Genomic DNA, 22,613 nt, shown 5'->3' on the forward strand with positions numbered 1-22,613 from the left:
AGGAGAGGATGCCCGAAGGCCCCGAAATTCGACGTGCCGCCGATCGGCTGGTTGCCGCAGTGGTGGGAAAAACGCTGACTGGCGTGTGGTTTGCTTTTCCTGAACTCAAACCCTACGAAGCAACGCTGATGGGGGAAAAGGTTGAACGTATCGTCACCCGTGGCAAGGCGCTGTTGACCTGGTTCTCCAATGACGTGGTCATGTACAGCCATAATCAGCTGTACGGGGTCTGGCGTGTGGGAAAACAGCCGCCCGATACCCGCCGGGAGCTGCGAGTCAGGTTGGATACCGCCGATAATGCCGTTTCGCTCTACAGCGCCTCTGATATCGCTATGCTGACGCCCGAACAGCTGGCGACTCACCCTTTTTTACAGCGGATTGGGCCGGACGTGCTGGATGAGTCATTAACGGTCGACGAGGTGCGGGAACGGCTGCTGTCGGCGCGCTTTTGCCGCAGGCAACTCGGTACCCTGTTGCTGGATCAGGGATTTTTGGCCGGGCTTGGCAATTATCTGCGGGTGGAAATTTTGTGGGCGTCAGCGCTGGCGCCAACGCGGCGGGCGGCGGATCTCAGCGAGACTGAACTGGCGATGTTAAGCCGCATGCTGCTGGAGATTCCCAGATTGTCGTACCAGACTCGCGGTTCGGAAGACGATGAGAATCGTCATCATGGCGCGTTATTCCGTTTTCACGTGTTTCATCTGGATGGGAAACCCTGCGAGCGCTGTGGTCACCCTATTGTGAAAAGCCTGGTGGCGTCACGACCGTTTTATGCCTGCCCGCACTGCCAGCAATGATACGCGGGTGAGGGGACCGGTGCGGCGAACGGTATGAAATGCAAATAAAAAAGGTCGGGTTGAGCCCGACCTTTTCACTGCTAACCACCAGATAGGGCGGCTGCGTTTAACGCTTGGTAACTGATGGCTCGAAATCGCGTTCGCTGTGGCCGGTGTACAGCTGGCGCGGACGGGCGATTTTCAGCCCTTCGCCGTGCATTTCGCTCCAGTGAGCGATCCAGCCGACGGTACGCGCCATCGCGAAAATCACCGTGAACATGGTAGACGGAATGCCCATGGCTTTCAGGATGATGCCGGAGTAGAAGTCCACGTTGGGGTAGAGCTTGCGCTCGATGAAGTACGGGTCGTTCAGTGCGATATTTTCCAGCTCCATCGCCACTTCCAGCAGGTCATCCTTGGTGCCCAGTTCTTTCAGCACTTCATGACAAGTCTGGCGCATCACGGTGGCGCGCGGGTCGTAGTTCTTATACACGCGGTGGCCGAAGCCCATCAGGCGGAACGAGTCGTTCTTGTCCTTGGCGCGTTTGATGAAGGCTGGAATGTGCTCGACGGAACTGATTTCTTCCAGCATACGCAGACAGGCTTCGTTGGCGCCGCCGTGTGCCGGCCCCCATAGCGAAGCGATGCCCGCGGCGATACACGCGAACGGGTTGGCGCCGGAAGAACCGGCGGTACGCACGGTGGACGTGGACGCGTTCTGTTCATGATCGGCATGCAGAATCAGGATGCGGTCCATAGCGCGTTCCAGCACCGGATTCACTACGTATTCTTCGCACGGCGTAGCAAACATCATGTGCAGGAAGTTGCCGGCGTAGGACAGGTCATTACGCGGATACACGAACGGCTGGCCGATGGAGTACTTGTAGCACATGGCCGCCACGGTCGGCATTTTCGACAGCAGGCGATAGGCGGCGATTTCGCGGTGACGTTCGTTGCCGATGTCCAGCGAGTCATGGTAGAACGCCGCCAGTGCGCCCGTCACGCCGCACAGCACCGCCATCGGGTGGGAGTCACGGCGAAAGCCGTGGAACAGGCGGGTGATCTGCTCGTGAATCATGGTATGGCGGGTAACGGTGGTCTTGAATGTGTCGTACTGTTCCTGCGTCGGCGCTTCGCCAAACAGCAGGATGTAGCAGACTTCCAGGTAGTTGGATTTTTCCGCCAGTTGCGCGATGGGATAGCCGCGGTGCAGCAGTACGCCCACATCGCCGTCAATATAAGTGATTTTGGATTCACAGGACGCGGTAGAGGTAAAACCGGGGTCAAATGTGAAATAACCTTTAGAACCGAGGCTACGAATATCAATTTCGTCGTTGCCAAGCGTACCAGACAGGACATTCAGCTCAATAGACTCTTTACCGTCTATGGTAAGCGTTGCTTTTTTATCAGCCATTTACAGTCTCCTTAGCGCTTTAATCTTTAATTTTAAAAATTCGTCACTGCAGAAATACCGTCATGCCCGCACACTGGACAAAGTAAACAGACCAGACGTCACTCTGCGGTCTGCAAGAAGACCGGGGTACAGAGTTGACCATATGTCAGGCGGCCACAGTCAGGGTGAACACGTGCTCTCCCAGCCTGGGTATTAACCCTGTCCTGCTCTAATTGTAGCTAGTACTTATCACTTTTCCGGGGACTTTGTTTCCCACTGTTACATAACTTTGGTGAATGGGAAAGAGCTACCGATGAGCTTTAACAGGGCAAAAGGTTTCTTGGGTCCTAGTTGTAATTTAAATGTTTAAGATTTGTCAAATCAGATAATTAATTTTATATAAATTGTGAAATTCGTGATCTTACTCACTGTTCAGGGCAAATGTGCCCAAACAGTTTGTAGGGTAATTGTAATAAGAATGTGAAGTGCCTATACTGCCGCCAGGTCTCCGGAATACCCTGCAGTAGGAGCACCCAGTGTGATCGGTTTGTGCGACTGAAGAAAAGGATCATGATTCAGGCGCGCATTGACAGAGACAAACATCATCTCACCGTCCACACTGTCTGACCCCACAACAGGTCCGGAGGAAGAAAATAATAAAAGCTGTGTGGGCAAACCCGTGAAAAAACAAAGACCTGTCAATCTGGATCTGCAGACGATCCGGTTCCCCGTTACCGCGATAGCATCTATTCTTCACCGTGTCTCCGGCGTTATTACGTTTGTTGCTGTGGGTATTCTGTTGTGGCTGCTCGGTCTCTCCCTCTCTTCGCAGGAAGGGTTTGTCCAGGCGGCGGCCATCATGGACAGCTTCATCGTGAAATTCATTGTCTGGGGCATTCTGACCGCGCTGGCCTATCATATTGTAGGTGGTCTGCGCCATCTGCTGATGGATTTCGGCTACATCGAAGAAAATTTCGCGGCGGGATCACGTTCTGCAAAAACCTCTTTCATTATTACTGTCGTGCTTTCATTTTTGGCTGGAGTCCTCGTATGGTAAGCAATGCCTCCGCATTGGGGCGTAATGGCGTACACGATTGGTTATTACTTCGCGCTTCTGCCATCGTCATCGTGCTGTATGTCCTGTATATCGTTGGCTTTGTGGCCAGCGCCGGTAACATCACGTATGAAATCTGGCGTGGTTTCTTCGCCATGCACCTCACCAAGGTATTCACCCTGCTGACGTTGTTCGCCATTCTGGTCCATGCCTGGATCGGGATGTGGCAGGTGCTGACTGATTACATCAAACCGCTGGCCGTCCGGCTGACTTTGCAGCTGGCTATCGTGGTCGCGTTATTGGTGTACGTCATTTATGGAACTGTTGTGGTGTGGGGTGCGTAATGAATTTGCCAGTCAGAGAGTTTGATGCCGTTGTCGTCGGCGCGGGTGGTGCCGGTATGCGCGCCGCGCTGCAGATTTCCCAGATGGGCCTGTCCTGCGCCCTGTTATCAAAAGTGTTCCCGACTCGTTCCCATACCGTGTCCGCTCAGGGCGGAATTACCGTGGCGCTGGGTAACACCCACGAGGATAACTGGGAATGGCACATGTATGACACCGTGAAAGGTTCCGACTATATCGGTGACCAGGACGCGATTGAATATATGTGCAAAACCGGTCCGGAGGCGATTCTGGAACTGGAGCACATGGGGCTGCCGTTCTCCCGTCTGGATGACGGCCGCATTTATCAGCGCCCGTTCGGCGGTCAGTCCAAGAATTTCGGCGGCGAGCAGGCTGCCCGCACCGCGGCGGCGGCGGACCGTACCGGTCATGCGTTGCTGCACACGCTGTATCAGCAGAACCTGAAAAACCATACCACGATCTTTTCCGAATGGTATGCGCTGGATCTGGTGAAAAACCAGGATGGCGCGGTGGTGGGATGTACCGCCATCTGCATCGAAACCGGCGAAGTCGTTTATTTCAAAGCCCGTGCCACCGTACTGGCGACCGGCGGCGCAGGCCGTATCTATCAGTCCACCACCAACGCCCACATCAATACCGGTGACGGCGTCGGCATGGCGTTGCGCGCCGGCGTGCCGGTGCAGGACATGGAAATGTGGCAGTTCCACCCGACGGGGATCGCCGGCGCCGGCGTGCTGGTGACCGAAGGGTGCCGCGGTGAAGGCGGTTACCTGCTGAACAAGCACGGCGAGCGTTTCATGGAGCGCTATGCGCCGAACGCCAAAGATCTGGCGGGGCGCGACGTAGTAGCGCGTTCCATTATGATCGAAATCCGCGAAGGCCGGGGCTGTGATGGCCCGTGGGGGCCGCACGCCAAACTGAAGCTGGACCATCTGGGCAAGGACGTTCTTGAATCCCGTCTGCCGGGCATTCTGGAACTGTCCCGTACCTTTGCGCACGTAGACCCGGTGAAAGAGCCGATTCCGGTTATCCCGACCTGCCACTACATGATGGGCGGTATCCCGACCAAGGTAACCGGCCAGGCGCTGACCGTGAACGAGAAGGGCGAAGACGTGGTGATTCCGGGTCTGTTCGCCGTGGGCGAAATCGCCTGCGTTTCCGTACACGGCGCCAACCGTCTGGGCGGCAACTCGCTGCTTGACCTGGTGGTGTTCGGTCGTTCCGCCGGTATGCACCTGCAGGAATCTCTGGCCGAACAGGGCGATACCCGCGACGCCAGCGATTCCGATGTCGACGCCTCGCTGGAACGTCTCAACCGGTGGAACAATACCCGTTCTGGTGAGGACCCGGTGGAGATCCGCAAGGCGCTGCAAGCCTGCATGCAGAATAACTTCTCGGTATTCCGCGAAGGCGACGCGATGGCGAAAGGGCTGGAAGAGCTGAAAGTGATCCGCGAGCGTCTCAACAATGCCCGTCTGGACGATACTTCCAGCGAGTTCAACACCCAGCGCATCGAATGCCTGGAGCTGGACAACCTGATGGAAACCGCTTACGCCACCGCGGTGTCGGCAAACTTCCGCACTGAAAGCCGTGGTGCTCACAGCCGCTTCGACTATCCTGATCGTGATGACGAGAATTGGTTGTGTCATTCGCTGTATCAACCGCAAACCGAAAGCATGACGCGCCGTGAGGTGAACATGCAGCCTAAACTGCGCCCGGCGTTCCCGCCGAAAGTGCGTACTTATTAATTGTGCGGAGAGAAAGCGATGAAAGTTGAATTTTCCGTTTATCGTTACAACCCGGATGTCGATAGTGCGCCGCGCATGCAGGACTATACGCTGGAAGCGGAAGAAGGCCGCGACATGATGCTGCTGGATGCGTTGATCCTCCTGAAAGAACAGGATCCGACGTTGGCGTTTCGCCGCTCCTGTCGTGAGGGGGTGTGTGGTTCTGACGGTCTGAACATGAATGGCAAGAATGGGCTGGCGTGCATTACCCCGGTGTCCACCCTGCGTAACGGCAATAGCAAAATTGTGATCCGCCCCCTGCCGGGGTTGCCGGTTGTGCGTGATTTGGTGGTGGACATGGGACAGTTCTATGCCCAATATGAGAAAATCAAACCTTACCTGTTGAATAATGGGAAAAATCCGCCGGCGCGCGAGCATTTGCAATCGCCGGAACAGCGGGAAAAACTGGATGGACTGTACGAGTGCATCATGTGCGCTTGCTGCTCCACGTCCTGCCCGTCGTTCTGGTGGAACCCGGATAAGTTTATCGGGCCTGCCGGTCTGCTGGCCGCGTATCGTTTCCTGATCGATAGCCGCGATACGGAAACCAAAGCGCGTCTGGACGACCTGAATGACGCTTTCAGCGTATTCCGCTGTCACAGCATCATGAATTGCGTCAGCGTTTGCCCGAAAGGATTGAACCCAACGCGCGCCATCGGCCATATCAAGTCGATGCTGTTGCAGCGTAGCGCCTGAGTTTCAGACGCATGTAACAAACCGGTTCCCCCGCAGTAAGGCGGGGGAGTCACAGGAAACCTTTAAAAACCGGCTTATGCGCCAGAACCGTTTTTTAAAGGTTCCTTCAGGATAGGAATATCCGCAGCGTGTGTAACCAGGCACAGCAAGTGAACCGTTTTTACGGCAACCCGTTTTATAACGGCAACATAAGACATGTTAACCACGGCGAAAACTGAAGCTTATTAGCTTAAGGGATCACAATGCAGAACGGCGCAATGAAGGCCTGGCTGGATTCCTCCTATCTGGCGGGCGCGAACCAGTCCTACATAGAGCAGCTCTATGAAGATTTTTTAACTGACCCGGATTCTATCGATCACAGCTGGCGTTCGATTTTTCAACAACTTCCCACCACTGGGGTTAAACCGGATCAACTTCACTCCAAAACCCGCGACTATTTCCGCCGCCTGGCGAAAGACGCTTCGCGTTATACCTCTTCCATTACCGATCCTGACAACGATGCCAAGCAGGTTAAGGTATTGCAGCTGATTAACGCTTTTCGTTTCCGTGGTCATCAGCATGCCAATCTTGATCCGCTGGGTTTATGGAAACAGGAACACGTACCGGATCTGGATCTTGCCTATCACAACCTGACTGACGACGACCTGAAAGAGAGCTTCAATGTCGGCTCGTTCGCCATCGGCAAGGAAACCATGCAGCTTGGCGAGCTGTACGCGGCGCTCAAGCAGACCTACTGCGGCCCGATTGGCGCAGAATACATGCACATCACCAATACCGAAGAAAAACGCTGGATTCAGCAGCGCATCGAGTCGGTAGTGGGGCTGGCGAGTTTTACCGTCGAAGAAAGAAAGCGTTTTCTGAAAGAGTTGACCGCCGCCGAAGGGCTGGAGCGCTATCTGGGCGCCAAGTTCCCAGGTGCCAAGCGCTTCTCGCTCGAAGGGGGCGATGCGCTGATCCCGATGCTGAAGGAAATCATCCGTCACGCGGGTAAAAACGGTACGCGCGAAGTGGTGATGGGGATGGCCCACCGTGGGCGTCTCAACGTGCTGGTGAACGTGATGGGTAAAAAACCCCAGGATCTGTTCGATGAGTTCTCCGGCAAGCACAAAGATCACCTCGGTACCGGCGACGTGAAATACCATCAGGGTTTCTCGTCTGATATGGAAACCGAAGGCGGCAAAGTGCATCTGGCGCTGGCGTTCAACCCGTCGCATCTGGAAATTGTCAGCCCGGTGGTGATTGGATCGGTACGCGCGCGTATCGATCGTCTGGACAACCCCAGCAGCTCTCTGGTGTTGCCGATCACCATTCACGGCGACGCCGCGATTGCCGGTCAGGGCGTGGTGCAGGAAACCCTGAACATGTCTAAGGCTCGGGGTTACGAAGTAGGCGGTACTATCCGTATCGTCATCAACAACCAGATCGGTTTCACCACGTCGAATCCGCGTGATGCTCGTTCCACCGAATACTGTACCGACATCGGCAAGATGGTGCAGGCGCCGATTTTCCACGTCAACGCCGACGACCCGGAAGCGGTGGCGTTCGTCACCCGTCTGGCGCTGGATTTCCGCAACACCTTCCAGCGTGATGTATTCATCGATCTGGTGTGCTACCGCCGTCACGGTCATAACGAAGCCGATGAGCCGAGTGCTACCCAGCCGGTGATGTACCAGAAGATCAAGAAACACCCGACGCCGCGTAAAATCTACGCTGACCGTCTGGAGCAACAGCAGATGGCGACGCTGGAAGACGCCACCGAGCTGGTCAATCTTTACCGCGACGCGCTGGATGCCGGCGAATGCGTGGTAGACGAGTGGCGCCCGATGGATATGCACTCCTTCACCTGGATGTCTTATCTCAACCATGAGTGGGATGAGCCTTATCCGCACAAGGTTGAAACCAAACGCCTGCAGGAGCTGGCGCACCGGATCAGTGAAGTGCCGGAAGCGCTAGAAATGCAGCCGCGCGTCGCCAAGATTTATAACGACCGCGCCGAGATGGCGGCGGGTGAAAAACTGTTCGACTGGGGCGGAGCGGAAACGCTGGCTTACGCCACGCTGGTGGATGAGGGCATCCCGGTACGTCTGTCCGGTGAAGACGCCGGGCGCGGCACCTTCTTCCATCGTCATGCGGTGGTGCATAACCAGAAAGGCGGTTCCACTTACACGCCGCTGGCGCATGTGCATAACGCGCAAGGTGTGTTCAATGTCTGGGATTCGGTGCTGTCTGAAGAGGCGGTGCTGGCGTTCGAATACGGTTATGCCACCGCCGAACCACGCACGCTGACTATCTGGGAAGCCCAGTTCGGCGACTTCGCCAACGGCGCGCAGGTAGTGATTGACCAGTTCATCAGTTCCGGCGAGCAGAAGTGGGGCCGTATGTGCGGTCTGGTGATGCTGCTGCCGCACGGCTATGAAGGTCAGGGACCGGAGCACTCCTCCGCGCGTCTGGAGCGTTATCTGCAACTGTGCGCCGAGCAGAACATGCAGGTGTGCATTCCGTCCACGCCGGCGCAGGTGTACCACATGTTGCGCCGTCAGGCGTTGCGTGGCATGCGTCGCCCGCTGGTGGTGATGTCGCCGAAATCGCTGCTGCGTCATCCGCTGGCTACTTCCACGCTGGATGAACTGGCAAGCGGCCAGTTCCAGCCGGCGATTGGGGAAATTGACGAGCTTGATCCGAAAGCGGTGAAGCGCGTCGTGCTGTGTTCCGGCAAGGTCTACTATGATTTACTGGAACAACGTCGCAAGAATGAACAGAAAGATGTGGCGATAGTGCGTATCGAACAGCTGTACCCGTTCCCGCATCAGGCCGTGCAGGCCGCGCTGGAGCCGTTCGCTCACGTACATGATTTTGTCTGGTGCCAGGAAGAGCCGCTGAACCAGGGCGCGTGGTACTGCAGCCAGCACCACTTCCGTGAGGTGATTCCTTTTGGCGCCTCGTTGCGGTATGCCGGTCGTCCGGCCTCTGCTTCACCCGCCGTCGGCTATATGTCCGTACACCAGAAACAACAACAAGCTCTGGTTGATGACGCGCTGAACGTTAATTAAATGAATAAGGATAGATAATGAGTAGCGTAGATATTCTTGTCCCTGACCTGCCTGAATCGGTAGCCGATGCGACTGTGGCTACCTGGCACAAGAAACCGGGCGACAGCGTCCAGCGTGATGAAGTGCTGGTTGAAATTGAAACCGATAAAGTCGTGCTGGAAGTTCCTGCGATTGAAGCCGGCGTGCTGGAAGTGGTGCTGGAAGCGGAAGGCGCCACCGTGACGTCCCGTCAGGTCCTGGGGCGTTTGCGTCCCGGCGACAACTCTGGCAAGGAAACCAGCGAAAAAGCGCAGAGCAAAGAATCGACGCCCGCACAGCGTCATACAGCCGGGCTGGAAGATGAGAATAACGATGCCCTGAGTCCGGCTATCCGTCGTCTGATTGCCGAGCACGATCTGGACGCGGCTGCCATCAAGGGCAGCGGTGTCGGCGGCCGTATCACTCGTGAAGACGTGGAAAAACACCTGGCTGCTCAGAAACCGGCTGGCAAAAAGGCGGATGCGCCTGCCGCAGCGCCGGTTTCATCTGCACCGGCTCTGGGCAACCGTAGCGAGAAACGCGTTCCCATGACCCGTCTGCGTAAGCGTGTGGCCGAGCGTCTGCTGGAAGCCAAAAACAGCACCGCCATGCTGACCACGTTCAACGAAATCAACATGAAGCCAATCATGGATCTGCGCAAGCAGTATGGCGAGGCGTTCGAGAAACGTCACGGCATTCGCCTGGGCTTCATGTCCTTCTATATCAAGGCCGTTGTGGAAGCCCTGAAGCGTTTCCCGGAAGTGAATGCGTCCATTGATGGCGAAGATGTGGTTTACCACAACTACTTTGACGTCAGCATCGCGGTGTCGACCCCGCGCGGTCTGGTGACGCCGGTGCTGAAAGATGTCGATCTGTTGGGTATGGCCGAGATCGAGAAGAAAATCAAAGAACTGGCGGTGAAAGGCCGTGACGGCAAACTGACCGTCGAAGAGCTGACCGGCGGTAACTTCACCATCACCAACGGCGGCGTGTTCGGTTCCCTGATGTCGACCCCGATCATCAACCCGCCGCAGAGCGCGATTCTGGGGATGCACGCCATCAAGGATCGCCCGATGGCGGTGGATGGTCAGGTGGTGATTCTGCCGATGATGTACCTGGCATTGTCCTACGATCATCGTCTGGTCGACGGCCGTGAATCGGTCGGTTTCCTGGTTACCGTTAAAGAGATGCTGGAAGACCCGGCCCGCTTGCTGCTGGATGTCTAACGCGTTGCAGTGAAAGGCGGCCGGCCTGCGCCCTGCCGCCTTTATTATGTGCTATGCAGGCCGTTGCGAACGCGCGGCGGCGTTATCCACGACAGAGAGTCTTTGGACTTATCTTCAAACTTAAATGGATAGAACATCATGAATTTACATGAGTATCAGGCAAAACAGCTCTTTGCGCGGTATGGTTTACCGGCGCCTACCGGTTACGCCTGCACAACACCGCGTGAAGCGGAAGAAGCGGCATCCAAGATTGGCGCAGGTCCGTGGGTCGTGAAGTGTCAGGTACATGCCGGCGGTCGCGGCAAGGCCGGCGGCGTGAAGTTGGTGAACAGCAAAGAAGAGATTCGCGCCTTTGCCGAAAATTGGTTGGGCAAGCGTCTGGTGACCTACCAGACTGACGCCAACGGCCAGCCGGTTCACCAAATTCTGGTGGAAGGCGCGACGGACATTGATAAAGAACTTTACCTGGGTGCGGTCGTCGACCGCGGCACTCGTCGTGTGGTGTTCATGGCATCCACCGAGGGTGGGGTTGAGATTGAGAAAGTTGCGGAAGAAACGCCGCACCTGATCCATAAAGTCGCGCTGGATCCGTTAACCGGCCCGCAGCCGTATCAGGGACGCGAGCTGGCGTTCAAGCTGGGCCTCAGCGGCAAGCAGGTGGCGCAGTTCACCAAAATTTTCATGGGACTGGCGACCCTGTTCCTGGAGCGTGATTTGGCGCTGGTGGAAATCAACCCGCTGGTGATCACCAAACAGGGCGATCTGATCTGTCTGGACGGCAAGCTGGGCGCCGACGGCAATGCCTTGTTCCGTCAGCCGGAACTGCGCGAAATGCGCGACCACTCTCAGGAAGACGCGCGTGAAGCGCATGCCGCTCAGTGGGAACTGAACTATGTGGCGCTGGATGGCAATATCGGCTGCATGGTAAACGGCGCCGGTCTGGCTATGGGAACCATGGACATCGTGAAACTGCACGGCGGTTCACCGGCCAACTTCCTTGATGTGGGCGGCGGCGCTACCAAAGAGCGTGTTACTGAAGCCTTCAAGATCATCCTGTCCGACGACAAGGTGAAAGCGGTACTGGTGAATATTTTCGGCGGTATCGTGCGTTGCGACCTGATTGCCGACGGTATTATCGGCGCGGTAGCCGAAGTGGGTGTGAACGTTCCGGTGGTGGTGCGTCTGGAAGGCAACAATGCCGAACTGGGAGCGCAAAAACTGGCGGATAGTGGTCTGAATATCATTGCTGCGACCAGCCTGACGGATGCGGCTCAGCAAGTGGTTGCTGCAGTGGAGGGTAAATAATGTCCATTCTGATCGATAAAAACACCAAAGTCATCTGTCAGGGTTTTACCGGCAGTCAGGGGTCGTTCCATTCAGAGCAGGCGATTGCTTACGGTACGCAGATGGTTGGGGGCGTGACGCCAGGCAAGGGCGGCACCGAGCATCTGGGTCTGCCGGTATTTAATACCGTGCGCGAAGCGGTAGAAGCCACTGGCGCGACAGCGTCGGTCATCTATGTCCCGGCACCGTTCTGCAAGGACTCCATTCTGGAAGCCATTGATGCCGGCATCCAGTTGATCATCTGTATCACTGAAGGTATCCCGACGCTGGATATGCTGACGGTGAAAGTGAAGCTGGAGCAGAGCGGCGTTCGGATGATCGGTCCGAACTGTCCGGGGGTCATTACGCCAGGCGCCTGCAAGATCGGCATCATGCCGGGCCACATTCATCTGCCTGGCAAGGTAGGCATCGTGTCCCGTTCCGGTACGCTGACCTATGAAGCGGTGAAGCAGACTACTGATACCGGTCTGGGTCAGTCGACCTGCGTAGGTATCGGCGGCGACCCGATTCCGGGCTCCAACTTTATCGATATTCTCAAGTTGTTCGAGCAGGATCCGCAAACCGAAGCCATCGTGATGATCGGTGAAATCGGCGGCACCGCGGAAGAAGAAGCGGCAGCTTACATCAAAGAGCACGTTACCAAACCGGTAGTGGGTTACATCGCTGGGGTTACGGCGCCGAAAGGCAAGCGCATGGGCCATGCCGGCGCGATTATCGCGGGCGGCAAAGGTACGGCGGATGACAAATTCGCTGCGCTGGAAGCGGCGGGCGTCAAGACCGTACGCAGCCTGGCTGATATCGGCGATGCGGTAAAAGCCGTGCTGGGGCGTTAAGCCGCAGGCTCAGCATACCGGAAAAGTAGTGTGTAATATTTTCAAAGTTCGACATGTTTGGCCACCTCGGGTGGCCTTTTTTATATTTGAAGCTTGTCGCAAAAATATAGCCTGAAAGAAAAATATTTAATCAATCTGGCAACAATGAAGTAACAATAAGCGCATAAATTAAAAAATTCTATATTTGAGATCAACTCGCGCTATTTCTAATTAAAATAAGAAATATATTATTAACGACACGCATCGGAAACCGCCCAATTACATTGGATTAACATTCGATGAAATGTAAAATAAAAGACGCATTTTATTAACATTGGGGTGGATATTTGTTTTAGATCAAAAATCCAGGCTGGATATCCATTTGAAAATAAGATTAAATTGCGTCAGGTCAATTGTGTCTTTGGCGGTATGCGGTGCAGAGGTTGGCGTAGAATCAAAAAACTCAATCCGCATCACGTAAAAACCTATTTATTGTAGGGTTGTAGAGGCGTAATATACCGATACTCTTATCCGAGTATGCTATTTGTAATTCTGTAATTTCTCTTTGGCTTACTTTTCAAATGCGCCGTGGTGACGTGGTAGCGCATATTGAGGCCTGTGCTAAAGCAATTGTTGTGTTCTTTAGGTTACTAACTGCCGGGTATTTAGTGGCTTGTCCGTACAGCGAGCTAAAGACCCTCCTGCGAGGAGCAAGGAGTTAAGATGTTTGATGTAGTCGAACTGTCACGTTTACAGTTTGCCTTGACTGCGATGTATCATTTCCTGTTCGTGCCTTTAACGCTGGGGATGGCGTTTTTGCTGGCGATCATGGAAACCGTGTATGTCCTGTCCGGCAAACAAATCTACAAAGATATGACCAAGTTCTGGGGCAAGTTGTTTGCAATCAACTTTGCTCTCGGCGTTTCCACCGGTCTGACCATGGAATTCCAGTTCGGTACTAACTGGTCATATTACTCTCACTATGTCGGCGATATCTTCGGTGCACCTCTGGCAATCGAAGGATTGATGGCGTTCTTCCTGGAATCCACTTTCGTCGGGTTGTTCTTCTTTGGCTGGGATCGCCTGGGCAAAGTGCAGCACATGGCGGTAACCTGGCTGGTGGCATTGGGTTCCAACCTGTCTGCGCTGTGGATCCTGGTGGCTAACGGCTGGATGCAGAACCCGGTCGCGTCGGATTTCAACTTCGAAACCATGCGCATGGAGATGGTGAGCTTTGCCGATCTGGTGCTGAACCCGGTTGCACAGGTGAAATTCGTTCACACTGTCGCCGCGGGTTACTGTACCGGCGCGATGTTCATTCTGGGCATCAGCTCTTACTACCTGCTGAAAGGGCGCGATGTCGCTTTCGCCAAACGCTCCTTTGCGATCGCGGCCAGTTTCGGTATGGCGGCGGTGCTGTCTGTTATCGTGCTGGGCGATGAGTCCGGTTATGAAATGGGCGACGTGCAGAAAACCAAGCTGGCGGCCATCGAAGCTGAATGGGAAACCCAGCCAGCGCCGGCGGCGTTCACTCTGTTCGGTATTCCGAATCAGGAGACGATGGAGAATAAGTACGCGATTCAGATTCCCTATATGTTGGGCCTGATCGCCACCCGTTCTACCGACAAGACCGTTACCGGCCTGAAAGAGTTGATGGAACAGCATGAAGTGCGCGTTCGTAACGGGATGAAAGCTTATCACCTGTTGCAGCAACTGCGTTCCGGCAACACCGATCCGGCGGTTCGTGATGAATTCGTCAAGAACAAGCAGGATCTCGGTTATGGCCTGCTGCTCAAGCGCTATACCACCAATGTGGCTGATGCCAGCGATGCGCAGATCAAACAGGCGGTCAAGGATTCTATCCCGCGTGTGGCGCCGTTGTACTTCTCCTTCCGCATCATGGTGGCCTGTGGCGTGCTGATGTTGTTGATCATCGGTCTGTCTTTCTGGACGGTGCTGCGCAACAAGATTGGTCAAAAACGCTGGCTGCATCGTATCGCGCTGTACGGCATCCCGTTACCGTGGATTGCCGTTGAAGCCGGCTGGTTTGTGGCTGAATACGGCCGTCAGCCGTGGGCGATTGGTGAAGTGTTGCCGACAGCTGTCGCCAACTCCTCGCTCACCGCGGGAGACATCCTGTTCTCCATGGGACTGATTTGTGGTCTTTACACGCTGTTCCTGGTGGCTGAAATGTACCTGATGTTCAAGTACGCACGTCTGGGTCCAAGCAGCCTGAAAACGGGGGCCTATCACTTCGAACAGCCGATCGCGGCTCAGGAAGCACGGTAACAGGAGTCCACTATGTTTGATTATGAAGTATTGCGTTTTGTCTGGTGGCTGCTGATTGGTGTGCTGCTGATCGGTTTTGCGGTCACCGATGGTTTCGACATGGGCGTAGGTGTTCTGGTTCGCCTGATGGGTCGCAACGATGTAGAGCGCCGTGTGATGATTAACAGCATCGCGCCGCACTGGGACGGTAACCAGGTTTGGTTGATCACGGCGGGCGGCGCACTGTTCGCTGCTTGGCCGATGGTTTACGCCGCCGCGTTTTCCGGTTTCTACATCGCCATGATTCTGGTGCTGGCGTCTCTGTATTTCCGTCCGGTCGGCTTTGACTACCGGTCGAAAATCGAAGATCCGCGTTGGCGTAACATGTGGGACTGGGGCATTTTCATCGGTAGTTTCGTACCGCCGGTGGTCATCGGGGTGGCATTCGGCAACCTGCTGCAGGGCGTGCCGTTCCATGTGGATGAGTATCTGCGCCTGTACTACACCGGCAATTTCTTCCAGTTGCTCAATCCGTTCGGGTTGCTGGCGGGCGTTGTCAGCCTGAGCATGATCGTGGCTCAGGGCGCTACCTATCTGGTGATGCGTACCTCTGGCGATCTGCACTTCCGCGCTAAAAAGGTTGCTCAGTTTTCTTCGCTGGCGCTGACAGTAACCTTTGCTCTGGCCGGGGTCTGGGTGGTTTATGGCATCGATGGCTATGCGGTGACCTCGGTCATCAATACCGCTGGTGAATCTAACCCGCTGCATAAAGAAGTAGCGCGTCAGGCCGGCGCCTGGCTGGTCAACTTCAATCAGCACCCGGTCCTGTGGGCTATCCCGCTGCTGGGCGTAGCGCTGCCGTTGATGACTGCTGTCATGGCCCGTGCGGAGAAAGGCGCGATGGCGTTCCTGTTCTCTTCGCTCAGTATCGCCTGTGTGATTTTGACCGCCGGGATCGCCATGTTCCCGTTCATTATGCCGTCGGTGACGGTACCGAATGTCAGCCTGACTATGTGGGATGCCACATCCAGCCTGCTTACGCTCAGAGTGATGACCGTGGTAGCGATTATTTTCGTTCCCATCGTGCTGTCCTACACCATCTGGTGTTACTACAAGATGTTCGGACGCATCACCAAAGAGCATGTTGAGCAGAACTCTCATTCGTTGTACTAAGTAAGGAGCCTGACTTATGTGGTATTTTGCCTGGATATTGGGAACGCTTCTTGCTTGTTCGCTAGGCGTGATTACCGCTCTGGCACTGGAACAGAGCGAAGCAACCAAGACGAATCAAGATAAACCGCAATGATTGCTTTCATTGATCGTCTGTACCGCTGTATGGATAAGGGCCCGTTACGGGCCCTTTCCCTGATTATGGCGCTACTGCTGGCCGGCTGCGTATTCTGGGAGCCGGCGCGTTTTGCCGCACGCACCAGCTCGCTGGCGGTCTGGCAGGGGATAGCGCTGATTTGGGCGGTCTGTACCGGCGTCGTTCACGGCGTGGGTTTTCGTCCTCAGCGGATGCGCTGGCGCGCTTTCTTTTCCCCCCTTCCGGCCTTTGTGATCCTGGCCGCAGGATTGTATTACTACTTCCTGTAAAATAGCCTCTCATTCCTTTTGGTTATGGGTTGTCCGCAACCCATAATTATTTACCTTCCTGTACATAGAACCCATTCCAAACCTTATCCCTCTTGCGTATAGTAGCGGGGTTTATCGCATTACCGGGATGTAGAGTGAGTAATAAAGTGTTCCGCTGGCCAGTGCGCGTCTACTATGAAGATACAGATGCAGGTGGTGTGGTTTATCACGCGCGTTATGTGGCCTTCTATGAACGGGCCAGAACCGAAATGTTGCGCGCACACGATTTTCATCAGCGCGTACTCATGAATGAACATGTTGCCTTTGCTGTTCGTAAAATGACGGTTGAGTATCTTGCCCCGGCGCGTCTTGACGACTTACTGGAAGTGCAGAGCGAAATCGTTGTGATACGCGGCGCTTCCCTGACATTCGCACAGCGAATCCTTGACTCACATGGCACCCTGCTAAGCCATGCCGAGGTTTTAGTCGCATGCATCGATCCATTTCAAATGAAGCCAATTGCGCTTCCTAAGTCTATTGTCGCGGAGTTTAAGCAGTGACTGACATGAATATTCTTGATTTGTTCCTGAAGGCTAGCCTTCTGGTTAAACTTATCATGTTAATTTTAATCGGTTTTTCCATCGCTTCCTGGGCGATTATCATTCAGCGTACCCGTATTCTGAATTCTGCGACGCGTGACGCCGAAGCGTTTGAAGACAAGTTCTGGTCGGGGATTGAACTGTCCCGTTTGTATCAGGAAAGCCAGACTCGCCGCGAAAGCCTGGGCGGAACCGAACAAATCTTCTATGCGGGCTTCAAAGAGTTCGCCCGTTTGCACCGCGCCAACAGCCATGCGCCTGAAGCGGTGGTGGAAGGCGCGTCTCGCGCCATGCGCATTTCCATGAACCGCGAGCTGGAAACATTGGAAACCCACATTCCTTTCCTCGGCACCGTCGGCTCCATCAGCCCTTATATCGGTCTTTTTGGTACCGTATGGGGGATTATGCACGCATTTATCGCGCTCGGCGCAGTGAAGCAGGCGACGTTGCAGATGGTTGCGCCCGGTATCGCGGAAGCGTTGATCGCTACCGCCATCGGTCTGTTCGCCGCGATTCCGGCGGTCATGGCCTATAACCGCCTGAACCAGCGCGTCAACAAGCTTGAGCAGAATTACGATAACTTCATGGAAGAGTTCATTGCTATCCTGCATCGTCAGGCTTTCTCCAGCGAAGGCAACCGTTAATCGGGAGGTGATATGGCTCGTGCGCGTGGCGGCCGCCGGTCGCTGAAATCCGAGATTAATATTGTTCCCCTGCTGGACGTGTTGCTGGTGCTGCTGCTGATCTTCATGGCGACCGCACCGATCATTACCCAGAGCGTGGAAGTGGATCTGCCGGATGCAACCGAATCCAAAACCGTATCCAGCAACGATAATCCGCCAGTGATTGTCGAGGTATCCGGTGTAGGGCAATACAGTCTGGTGGTTGATCATAATCGTATGAATCAACTGCCTGCGGAGCAGGTGGTGGCTGAAGCCCAGTCCCGCCTGACCGCGAACCCGAAAACGGTCTTTTTGATCGGGGGTGCCAAGGATGTTCCTTATGATGAGATCATCAAGGCGCTGAATTTGTTGCATCAGGCGGGTGTCAAATCTGTCGGGTTGATGACACAGCCGATTTGACCGGCGAGTCCGTGAATGATGAAGTCTGTGGATAATGGCGTTTGTGCACGATGACGTTTTTACACGATGAGTAGTCATTTGTCTGGCAAAACTGTTTTTGGGAACCCCTTGTGTTAAAGGCAAACGAACGAAACGATAAGCTAAAGCGTGCCGTCATTATCTCGGTCGTTTTGCACGTTATTCTGATTACGTTGCTGATTCTGAGTTCGCTGAACCAGAAGATGGATGACGCCAGCGGCGGTGGCGGCGGGTCATCCATCGACGCGGTGATGGTCGATCCCAGCGCGGTGGTCGATCAGTACAACCGGCAACAACAACAACAGAACGATGCCCGCCGCGCCGAACAGCTGCGTAAGAAGCAGGCGGAACAGCAGGCAGAAGAACTGCAGGCGAAACAGGCGGCTGAACAGCAACGGCTGAAAGAACTGGAAAAAGAGCGTCTGCAGGCGCAGGAAGAGGCGAAACAGCAGGCGCAGGAACAGGCAGAACAACGTAAACAGGCGGAAGAAGCCGCCCAGAAAGCGAAAGAACAGCAGAAACAGGCGGAAGCCGCCGCCGCTAAAGCCAAAGCGGAGGCCGAGCAGCAAGCTAAAGCCGCAGCCGAGGCGAAGAAGCGTGCTGAGGAAGAAGTGAAAAAGCAGGCTGCTGCCGACGCGAAGAAAAAGGCGGAAGAAGAGGCTAAAGCCAAAGCTGCCGCCGCGGCAGAAGCAAAGAAAAAAGCGGAAGAGGAAGCCAAAGCCAAGGCGGCTGCTGATGCTAAGCAGAAAGCCGAGGAAGAGGCCAAGGCCGCCGCGGCAGAAGCCGCCAAGGAAAAGGCGGCAGCCGATGCTGCTAAGAAAGCTGAGGCGGCCGCCGCGGCCAAGAAAGCAGCTGACGACAAGAAAAAGGCGGCCAAACAGGCCGGTGAGGTTGATGATCTGCTCGGCGGGCTGGCTTCATCGAAGAACGCGCCGAAAGGCGGCGGCAGTGCCGCTGGCGGCGGAGCGCCGGCCGGGGTAGGCAATAACAAGAAGAGCGGGGCATCCGGCGCTGCGCTGGACAGCTACGGCAGCCAGGTTCGCACCGCGATTCAGAGCAAATTTTATGACTGGGAGTCCTACAAGGGGCGCACCTGTACGTTACGTATCAGACTGGCGCCGGATGGCCTGCTGGTTGATGTGAAGAGCGAGGGGGGCGATCCGGCGTTGTGTCAGGCGGCGATTGCTGCTGCCAAACAGGCGCGGATACCGAAGCCGCCCAGCTCTGATGTATATGAAGCTTTCAAGAACGCACCGATAGACTTTAAACCGCAGTGACCCGGTTGCCAGTTGGCGGAGTTTAAGACTATGACTATATCTGGTCGCCGTGCACATCGTGTTTGTTGATATGGGTTTGTTAAAACGCTGCCAGGTTATCGTAGGCTCTGGAGCCGGGATAAGGGAGATGAGATGAAGCAGGCATTAAAAATTGCATTGAGTTTTCTGATGCTGTGGACGGCTGTGTTGCATGCAGAAGTCCGTATTGAAATTACCCAGGGGGTCGACTCTGCGCGCCCAATCGGTGTGGTTCCGTTCAAATCGGCGGGCGGCGCTGTTCCTGAAGAAATCGGCAGTATTGTCGCCGCGGATTTGCGCAATAGCGGCAAGTTTAATCCGATCGATCCGAGCCGTATGCCTCAGCAGCCAGGTAGTGCCGCTGAAGTGACTCCGGCCGCCTGGACTGCTCTGGGGATCGATGCGGTAATTGTCGGCCAGGTTCAACCGACTGCGGATGGCTACCTGGTGTCCTATCAACTGGTGGATACCTCCGGCAGTGCCGGCAGCGTACTGGCCCAGAACCAGTTCAAAGTGACCAAACAGTGGCTGCGTTATGCCGCTCACACCGCCAGTGATGAAGTGTTTGAAAAACTGACCGGCATCAAGGGCGCTTTCCGTACCCGTATCGCCTATGTGGTGCAGACCAATGGCGGGCAGTATCCGTACGAATTGCGTGTAGCGGACTACGACGGTTACAACCAGTTCGTGGTACACCGTTCTCCGGAACCGCTGATGTCTCCTTCCTGGTCGGCGGATGGCAGCAAACTGGCGTATGTGACGTTTGAAAGCGGCCGCTCCGCGCTGGTTGTTCAGACGCTGGCTAATGGCGATATCAAACAAGTCGCTTCTTTCCCGCGTCATAACGGTGCGCCGGCATTCTCTCCGGACGGCTCCAAACTGGCGTTTGCGCTCTCCAAGAGCGGTAGCCTGAATCTGTATGTGATGAATCTGGGCTCTGGTCAGATTTCTCAGGTGACCGACGGTCGCAGCAATAACACTGAGCCGACCTGGTTCCCTGACAGCCAGACGCTGGCCTATACTTCTGACCAGGCTGGTCGTCCGCAGATTTATAAAATCGGTGTTAACGGCGGCGCTCCCCAACGTCTGACCTGGGAAGGCGCTCAGAATCAGGATGCTGAAATCAGTAGCGATGGTAAATTCCTGGTGATGGTCAGCTCCAACGGCGGCGCTCAGCATGTCGCCAAACAGGATCTGGTAACGGGTGGCGTTCAAGTATTAACGGACACGTTCCTGGATGAAACGCCGAGTATCGCACCCAATGGCACCATGGTAATCTACAGTTCCAAACAAGGGCTGGGTTCCGTGCTGCAACTGGTTTCGACCGACGGGCGTTTTAAAGCGCGTCTTCCGGCAACCGATGGTCAGGTGAGATTCCCTGCCTGGTCGCCGTATATGTAATCAAAATATGTACAATAACCTATTTAAAGGACATAGAAATGCAATTCAATAAAGTGCTGAAAGGCCTGATGTTGGCTCTGCCGGTGCTGGCTGTTGCCGCATGTAGCTCCAACAAACACGCTAATAACGACCAGTCTTCCCTGAACGGCGGCGCTGGCATGGAAAATGGCGGCAACATGTCTTCTGCTGAGCAGGCTCGTCTGCAGATGCAGGAACTACAGCGCAACAACATCGTTTACTTCGATCTGGACAAATACGACATTCGTCCTGATTTCGCTCAGATGCTGGATGCACACGCTGCTTTCCTGCGCAGCAACCCGTCCTACAAAGTGACTGTTGAAGGTCATGCGGACGAACGCGGTACGCCGGAATACAACATCGCGCTGGGCGAACGTCGTGCCAACGCTGTGCAGATGTACCTGCAGGGTAAAGGCGTGTCTGCCGATCAGATCTCCGTGGTTTCTTACGGTAAAGAGAAACCTGCCGTTCTGGGTCATGACGAAGCAGCATGGTCCAAGAACCGTCGTGCCGTTCTGGTATACTAAGAGAATCGCATGAGCAGTAACTTCAGACATCACGTGTTGAGTCTGTCGTTACTGGTTGGCGTAGCGGCCCCCTGGGCCGCTACTGCCCAGGCGCCAATCAGTAATGTCGGCTCTGGCTCGGTAGAAGATCGAGTCACTCAGCTTGAGCGTATCTCTAACGCTCACAGTCAGTTATTAACCCAACTTCAGCAACAACTCGCCGACACTCAGCGCGATATCGATGGCTTGCGCGGCCAGATCCAGGAAAACCAATATCAGTTGAATCAGGTCGTTGAGCGTCAGAAACAGATCTATCAGCAGATTGACAGCCTGGGTTCTCAAAGCGGCGGCCAGTCTTCTTCTGCCGCGTCATCGGCAGCAGGAGCGGGCAACGCGGCGGCGTCTGCGCCGGCGGCAACCAGTAATACTGGCGCGGCGAATAGCCCCAGCGCTGATTCGGCAGCGGCACCGGCCATGACTGGCGATGCTAACACCGATTACAATACGGCGGCGTCGTTAGTATTGGAAAAAAAGCAGTATGATCAGGCTATCGTGGCGTTTCAAAATTTCGTCAAGAAATACCCTGATTCAACCTACCAGCCGAATGCCAACTACTGGTTAGGGCAATTGTTCTACAATAAGGGTAAAAAAGACGACGCGGCGTATTACTTTGCTAATGTTGTCAAAAGTTACCCTAAATCTCCTAAAGCTTCGGAAGCTATGTTCAAGGTTGGCGTCATCATGCAGGAAAAAGGGCAGACTGATAAAGCCAAGGCAGTCTACCAGCAGGTGGTAAAAAACTACCCGAATACCGATGGCGCCAAGCAAGCTCAGAAGCGTTTAGCCGATTTGTAATTCCCTTTCTGGTGCAAAAATTGCGCGATATGCGTGGTTTTTGCGCCAGAACGTTCAAGGGATAAGCAATTGAATTTTTTTTCGGAAAATAGGTTGCACAGAAAAATTATATTAGTAATATATGCCGCCGTTGCTAGGGCGATGCTGAATCGCTGAAAGCAGCAAGGTGTTTTGGGTCGTTAGCTCAGTCGGTAGAGCAGTTGACTTTTAATCAATTGGTCGCAGGTTCGAATCCTGCACGACCCACCAAAACAAAGAATCTCTGTCGTAGCATATCCCGTAGCGGGTCGTTAGCTCAGTCGGTAGAGCAGTTGACTTTTAATCAATTGGTCGCAGGTTCGAATCCTGCACGACCCACCACCGCTAAATAAATCACTCCCCATTTAATTCGCTCACCATTATTTCAATATCGCACAGTCGTGCAGGTGAGAAGCTGCGTTCAGGTTCGAGTCGAGCGAAGCGAGACAACAGCGTATCG

General features: G+C 54.9%; 21 protein-coding genes and 2 tRNA genes. 22 read left to right on the forward strand and 1 reads right to left on the reverse strand.

Going from position 1 to position 22,613, the window contains the following annotated elements:
- The first annotated feature begins 8 nt into the window (after positions 1-8).
- The gene (gene nei / locus DXXMK7_RS06140; protein ID WP_038918315.1) at positions 9-797 is read left to right on the forward strand and encodes an endonuclease VIII; all 789 of its coding nucleotides are present in this window, start codon (positions 9-11) and stop codon (positions 795-797) included.
- Between the two features lie 106 nt (positions 798-903).
- On the opposite strand, the gene DXXMK7_RS06145 is transcribed toward nei, so the two are convergent.
- Entirely contained in the window at positions 904-2,190 is a 1,287-nt protein-coding gene (locus DXXMK7_RS06145; protein WP_038660825.1) for a citrate synthase, read from the reverse strand.
- A 646-nt stretch (positions 2,191-2,836) separates the two neighbouring features.
- Between DXXMK7_RS06145 and sdhC the strand changes: the two genes are divergently transcribed.
- The 21 genes from sdhC (at position 2,837) to DXXMK7_RS06245 (ending at position 22,495) form a co-directional block, all read left to right on the forward strand.
- The gene (gene sdhC / locus DXXMK7_RS06150; RefSeq protein ID WP_038918316.1) at positions 2,837-3,226 is read left to right on the forward strand and encodes a succinate dehydrogenase cytochrome b556 subunit; all 390 of its coding nucleotides are present in this window, start codon (positions 2,837-2,839) and stop codon (positions 3,224-3,226) included.
- A complete protein-coding gene (gene sdhD, locus DXXMK7_RS06155) occupies positions 3,220-3,567 on the forward strand; it encodes a succinate dehydrogenase membrane anchor subunit (RefSeq protein WP_033570062.1) in 348 nt (115 codons plus the stop codon). Before sdhC ends, sdhD begins: the two co-directional genes overlap by 7 nt.
- Positions 3,567-5,333, forward strand: coding sequence for a succinate dehydrogenase flavoprotein subunit (sdhA, locus tag DXXMK7_RS06160; protein ID WP_038660815.1), 1,767 nt, complete (start codon positions 3,567-3,569; stop codon positions 5,331-5,333). The genes sdhD and sdhA overlap by 1 nt, the downstream gene beginning before the upstream one ends.
- Positions 5,334-5,351: 18 nt before the next feature.
- Positions 5,352-6,068 (forward strand): succinate dehydrogenase iron-sulfur subunit, encoded by a 717-nt coding sequence (locus DXXMK7_RS06165; protein WP_038918317.1) that lies wholly within the window; start codon positions 5,352-5,354, stop codon positions 6,066-6,068.
- Between the two features lie 242 nt (positions 6,069-6,310).
- Positions 6,311-9,118, forward strand: a complete 2,808-nt coding sequence (sucA, locus tag DXXMK7_RS06170; protein WP_038918318.1) for a 2-oxoglutarate dehydrogenase E1 component — start codon at positions 6,311-6,313, stop codon at positions 9,116-9,118.
- A 17-nt stretch (positions 9,119-9,135) separates the two neighbouring features.
- Positions 9,136-10,362 carry a 2-oxoglutarate dehydrogenase complex dihydrolipoyllysine-residue succinyltransferase gene (odhB, locus tag DXXMK7_RS06175; RefSeq protein WP_038918320.1) on the forward strand — a complete coding sequence of 409 codons (1,227 nt, stop codon included), beginning with the start codon at positions 9,136-9,138 and terminating at the stop codon, positions 10,360-10,362.
- 138 nt (positions 10,363-10,500) lie between these two features.
- Positions 10,501-11,667, forward strand: a complete 1,167-nt coding sequence (gene sucC / locus DXXMK7_RS06180; RefSeq protein ID WP_038918321.1) for an ADP-forming succinate--CoA ligase subunit beta — start codon at positions 10,501-10,503, stop codon at positions 11,665-11,667.
- Positions 11,667-12,539: a succinate--CoA ligase subunit alpha gene (sucD, locus tag DXXMK7_RS06185; RefSeq protein ID WP_038918322.1), complete on the forward strand. Its 873-nt coding sequence runs from the start codon at positions 11,667-11,669 to the stop codon at positions 12,537-12,539. The genes sucC and sucD overlap by 1 nt, the downstream gene beginning before the upstream one ends.
- Before the next feature lie 702 nt (positions 12,540-13,241).
- Positions 13,242-14,807 (forward strand): cytochrome ubiquinol oxidase subunit I, encoded by a 1,566-nt coding sequence (gene cydA, locus DXXMK7_RS06190; protein ID WP_038660796.1) that lies wholly within the window; start codon positions 13,242-13,244, stop codon positions 14,805-14,807.
- 12 nt (positions 14,808-14,819) lie between these two features.
- Positions 14,820-15,959, forward strand: a complete 1,140-nt coding sequence (cydB, locus tag DXXMK7_RS06195; RefSeq protein ID WP_038918323.1) for a cytochrome d ubiquinol oxidase subunit II — start codon at positions 14,820-14,822, stop codon at positions 15,957-15,959.
- 16 nt (positions 15,960-15,975) lie between these two features.
- Positions 15,976-16,092 carry a cytochrome bd-I oxidase subunit CydX gene (cydX, locus tag DXXMK7_RS21695; protein WP_012770583.1) on the forward strand — a complete coding sequence of 39 codons (117 nt, stop codon included), beginning with the start codon at positions 15,976-15,978 and terminating at the stop codon, positions 16,090-16,092.
- Positions 16,089-16,382: a cyd operon protein YbgE gene (gene ybgE, locus DXXMK7_RS06200; protein ID WP_038918324.1), complete on the forward strand. Its 294-nt coding sequence runs from the start codon at positions 16,089-16,091 to the stop codon at positions 16,380-16,382. The genes cydX and ybgE overlap by 4 nt, the downstream gene beginning before the upstream one ends.
- Before the next feature lie 134 nt (positions 16,383-16,516).
- Positions 16,517-16,921: a tol-pal system-associated acyl-CoA thioesterase gene (ybgC, locus tag DXXMK7_RS06205; protein WP_038660789.1), complete on the forward strand. Its 405-nt coding sequence runs from the start codon at positions 16,517-16,519 to the stop codon at positions 16,919-16,921.
- Positions 16,918-17,604, forward strand: coding sequence for a Tol-Pal system protein TolQ (gene tolQ, locus DXXMK7_RS06210; RefSeq protein ID WP_033570051.1), 687 nt, complete (start codon positions 16,918-16,920; stop codon positions 17,602-17,604). Before ybgC ends, tolQ begins: the two co-directional genes overlap by 4 nt.
- Before the next feature lie 12 nt (positions 17,605-17,616).
- Entirely contained in the window at positions 17,617-18,042 is a 426-nt protein-coding gene (tolR, locus tag DXXMK7_RS06215; protein WP_012770579.1) for a colicin uptake protein TolR, read from the forward strand.
- Positions 18,043-18,152: 110 nt separating this feature from the next.
- The gene (gene tolA / locus DXXMK7_RS06220; protein ID WP_038918325.1) at positions 18,153-19,337 is read left to right on the forward strand and encodes a cell envelope integrity protein TolA; all 1,185 of its coding nucleotides are present in this window, start codon (positions 18,153-18,155) and stop codon (positions 19,335-19,337) included.
- 132 nt (positions 19,338-19,469) lie between these two features.
- On the forward strand, positions 19,470-20,756 hold the full coding sequence (gene tolB, locus DXXMK7_RS06225) for a Tol-Pal system beta propeller repeat protein TolB (RefSeq protein WP_038918326.1): 1,287 nt from the start codon (positions 19,470-19,472) through the stop codon (positions 20,754-20,756).
- 38 nt (positions 20,757-20,794) lie between these two features.
- Positions 20,795-21,301, forward strand: a complete 507-nt coding sequence (gene pal / locus DXXMK7_RS06230; RefSeq protein WP_013317030.1) for a peptidoglycan-associated lipoprotein Pal — start codon at positions 20,795-20,797, stop codon at positions 21,299-21,301.
- Between the two features lie 9 nt (positions 21,302-21,310).
- The gene (gene cpoB / locus DXXMK7_RS06235; protein ID WP_038918327.1) at positions 21,311-22,135 is read left to right on the forward strand and encodes a cell division protein CpoB; all 825 of its coding nucleotides are present in this window, start codon (positions 21,311-21,313) and stop codon (positions 22,133-22,135) included.
- Positions 22,136-22,308: 173 nt separating this feature from the next.
- A tRNA-Lys gene (locus DXXMK7_RS06240) sits at positions 22,309-22,384 on the forward strand.
- A 35-nt stretch (positions 22,385-22,419) separates the two neighbouring features.
- Positions 22,420-22,495 (forward strand) — tRNA-Lys (locus DXXMK7_RS06245).
- Positions 22,496-22,613: the final 118 nt, after the last annotated feature.

Origin of the sequence: Dickeya sp. MK7 (assembly GCF_000406305.1) — a bacterium.
Lineage (GTDB): Bacteria > Pseudomonadota > Gammaproteobacteria > Enterobacterales > Enterobacteriaceae > Dickeya > Dickeya fangzhongdai.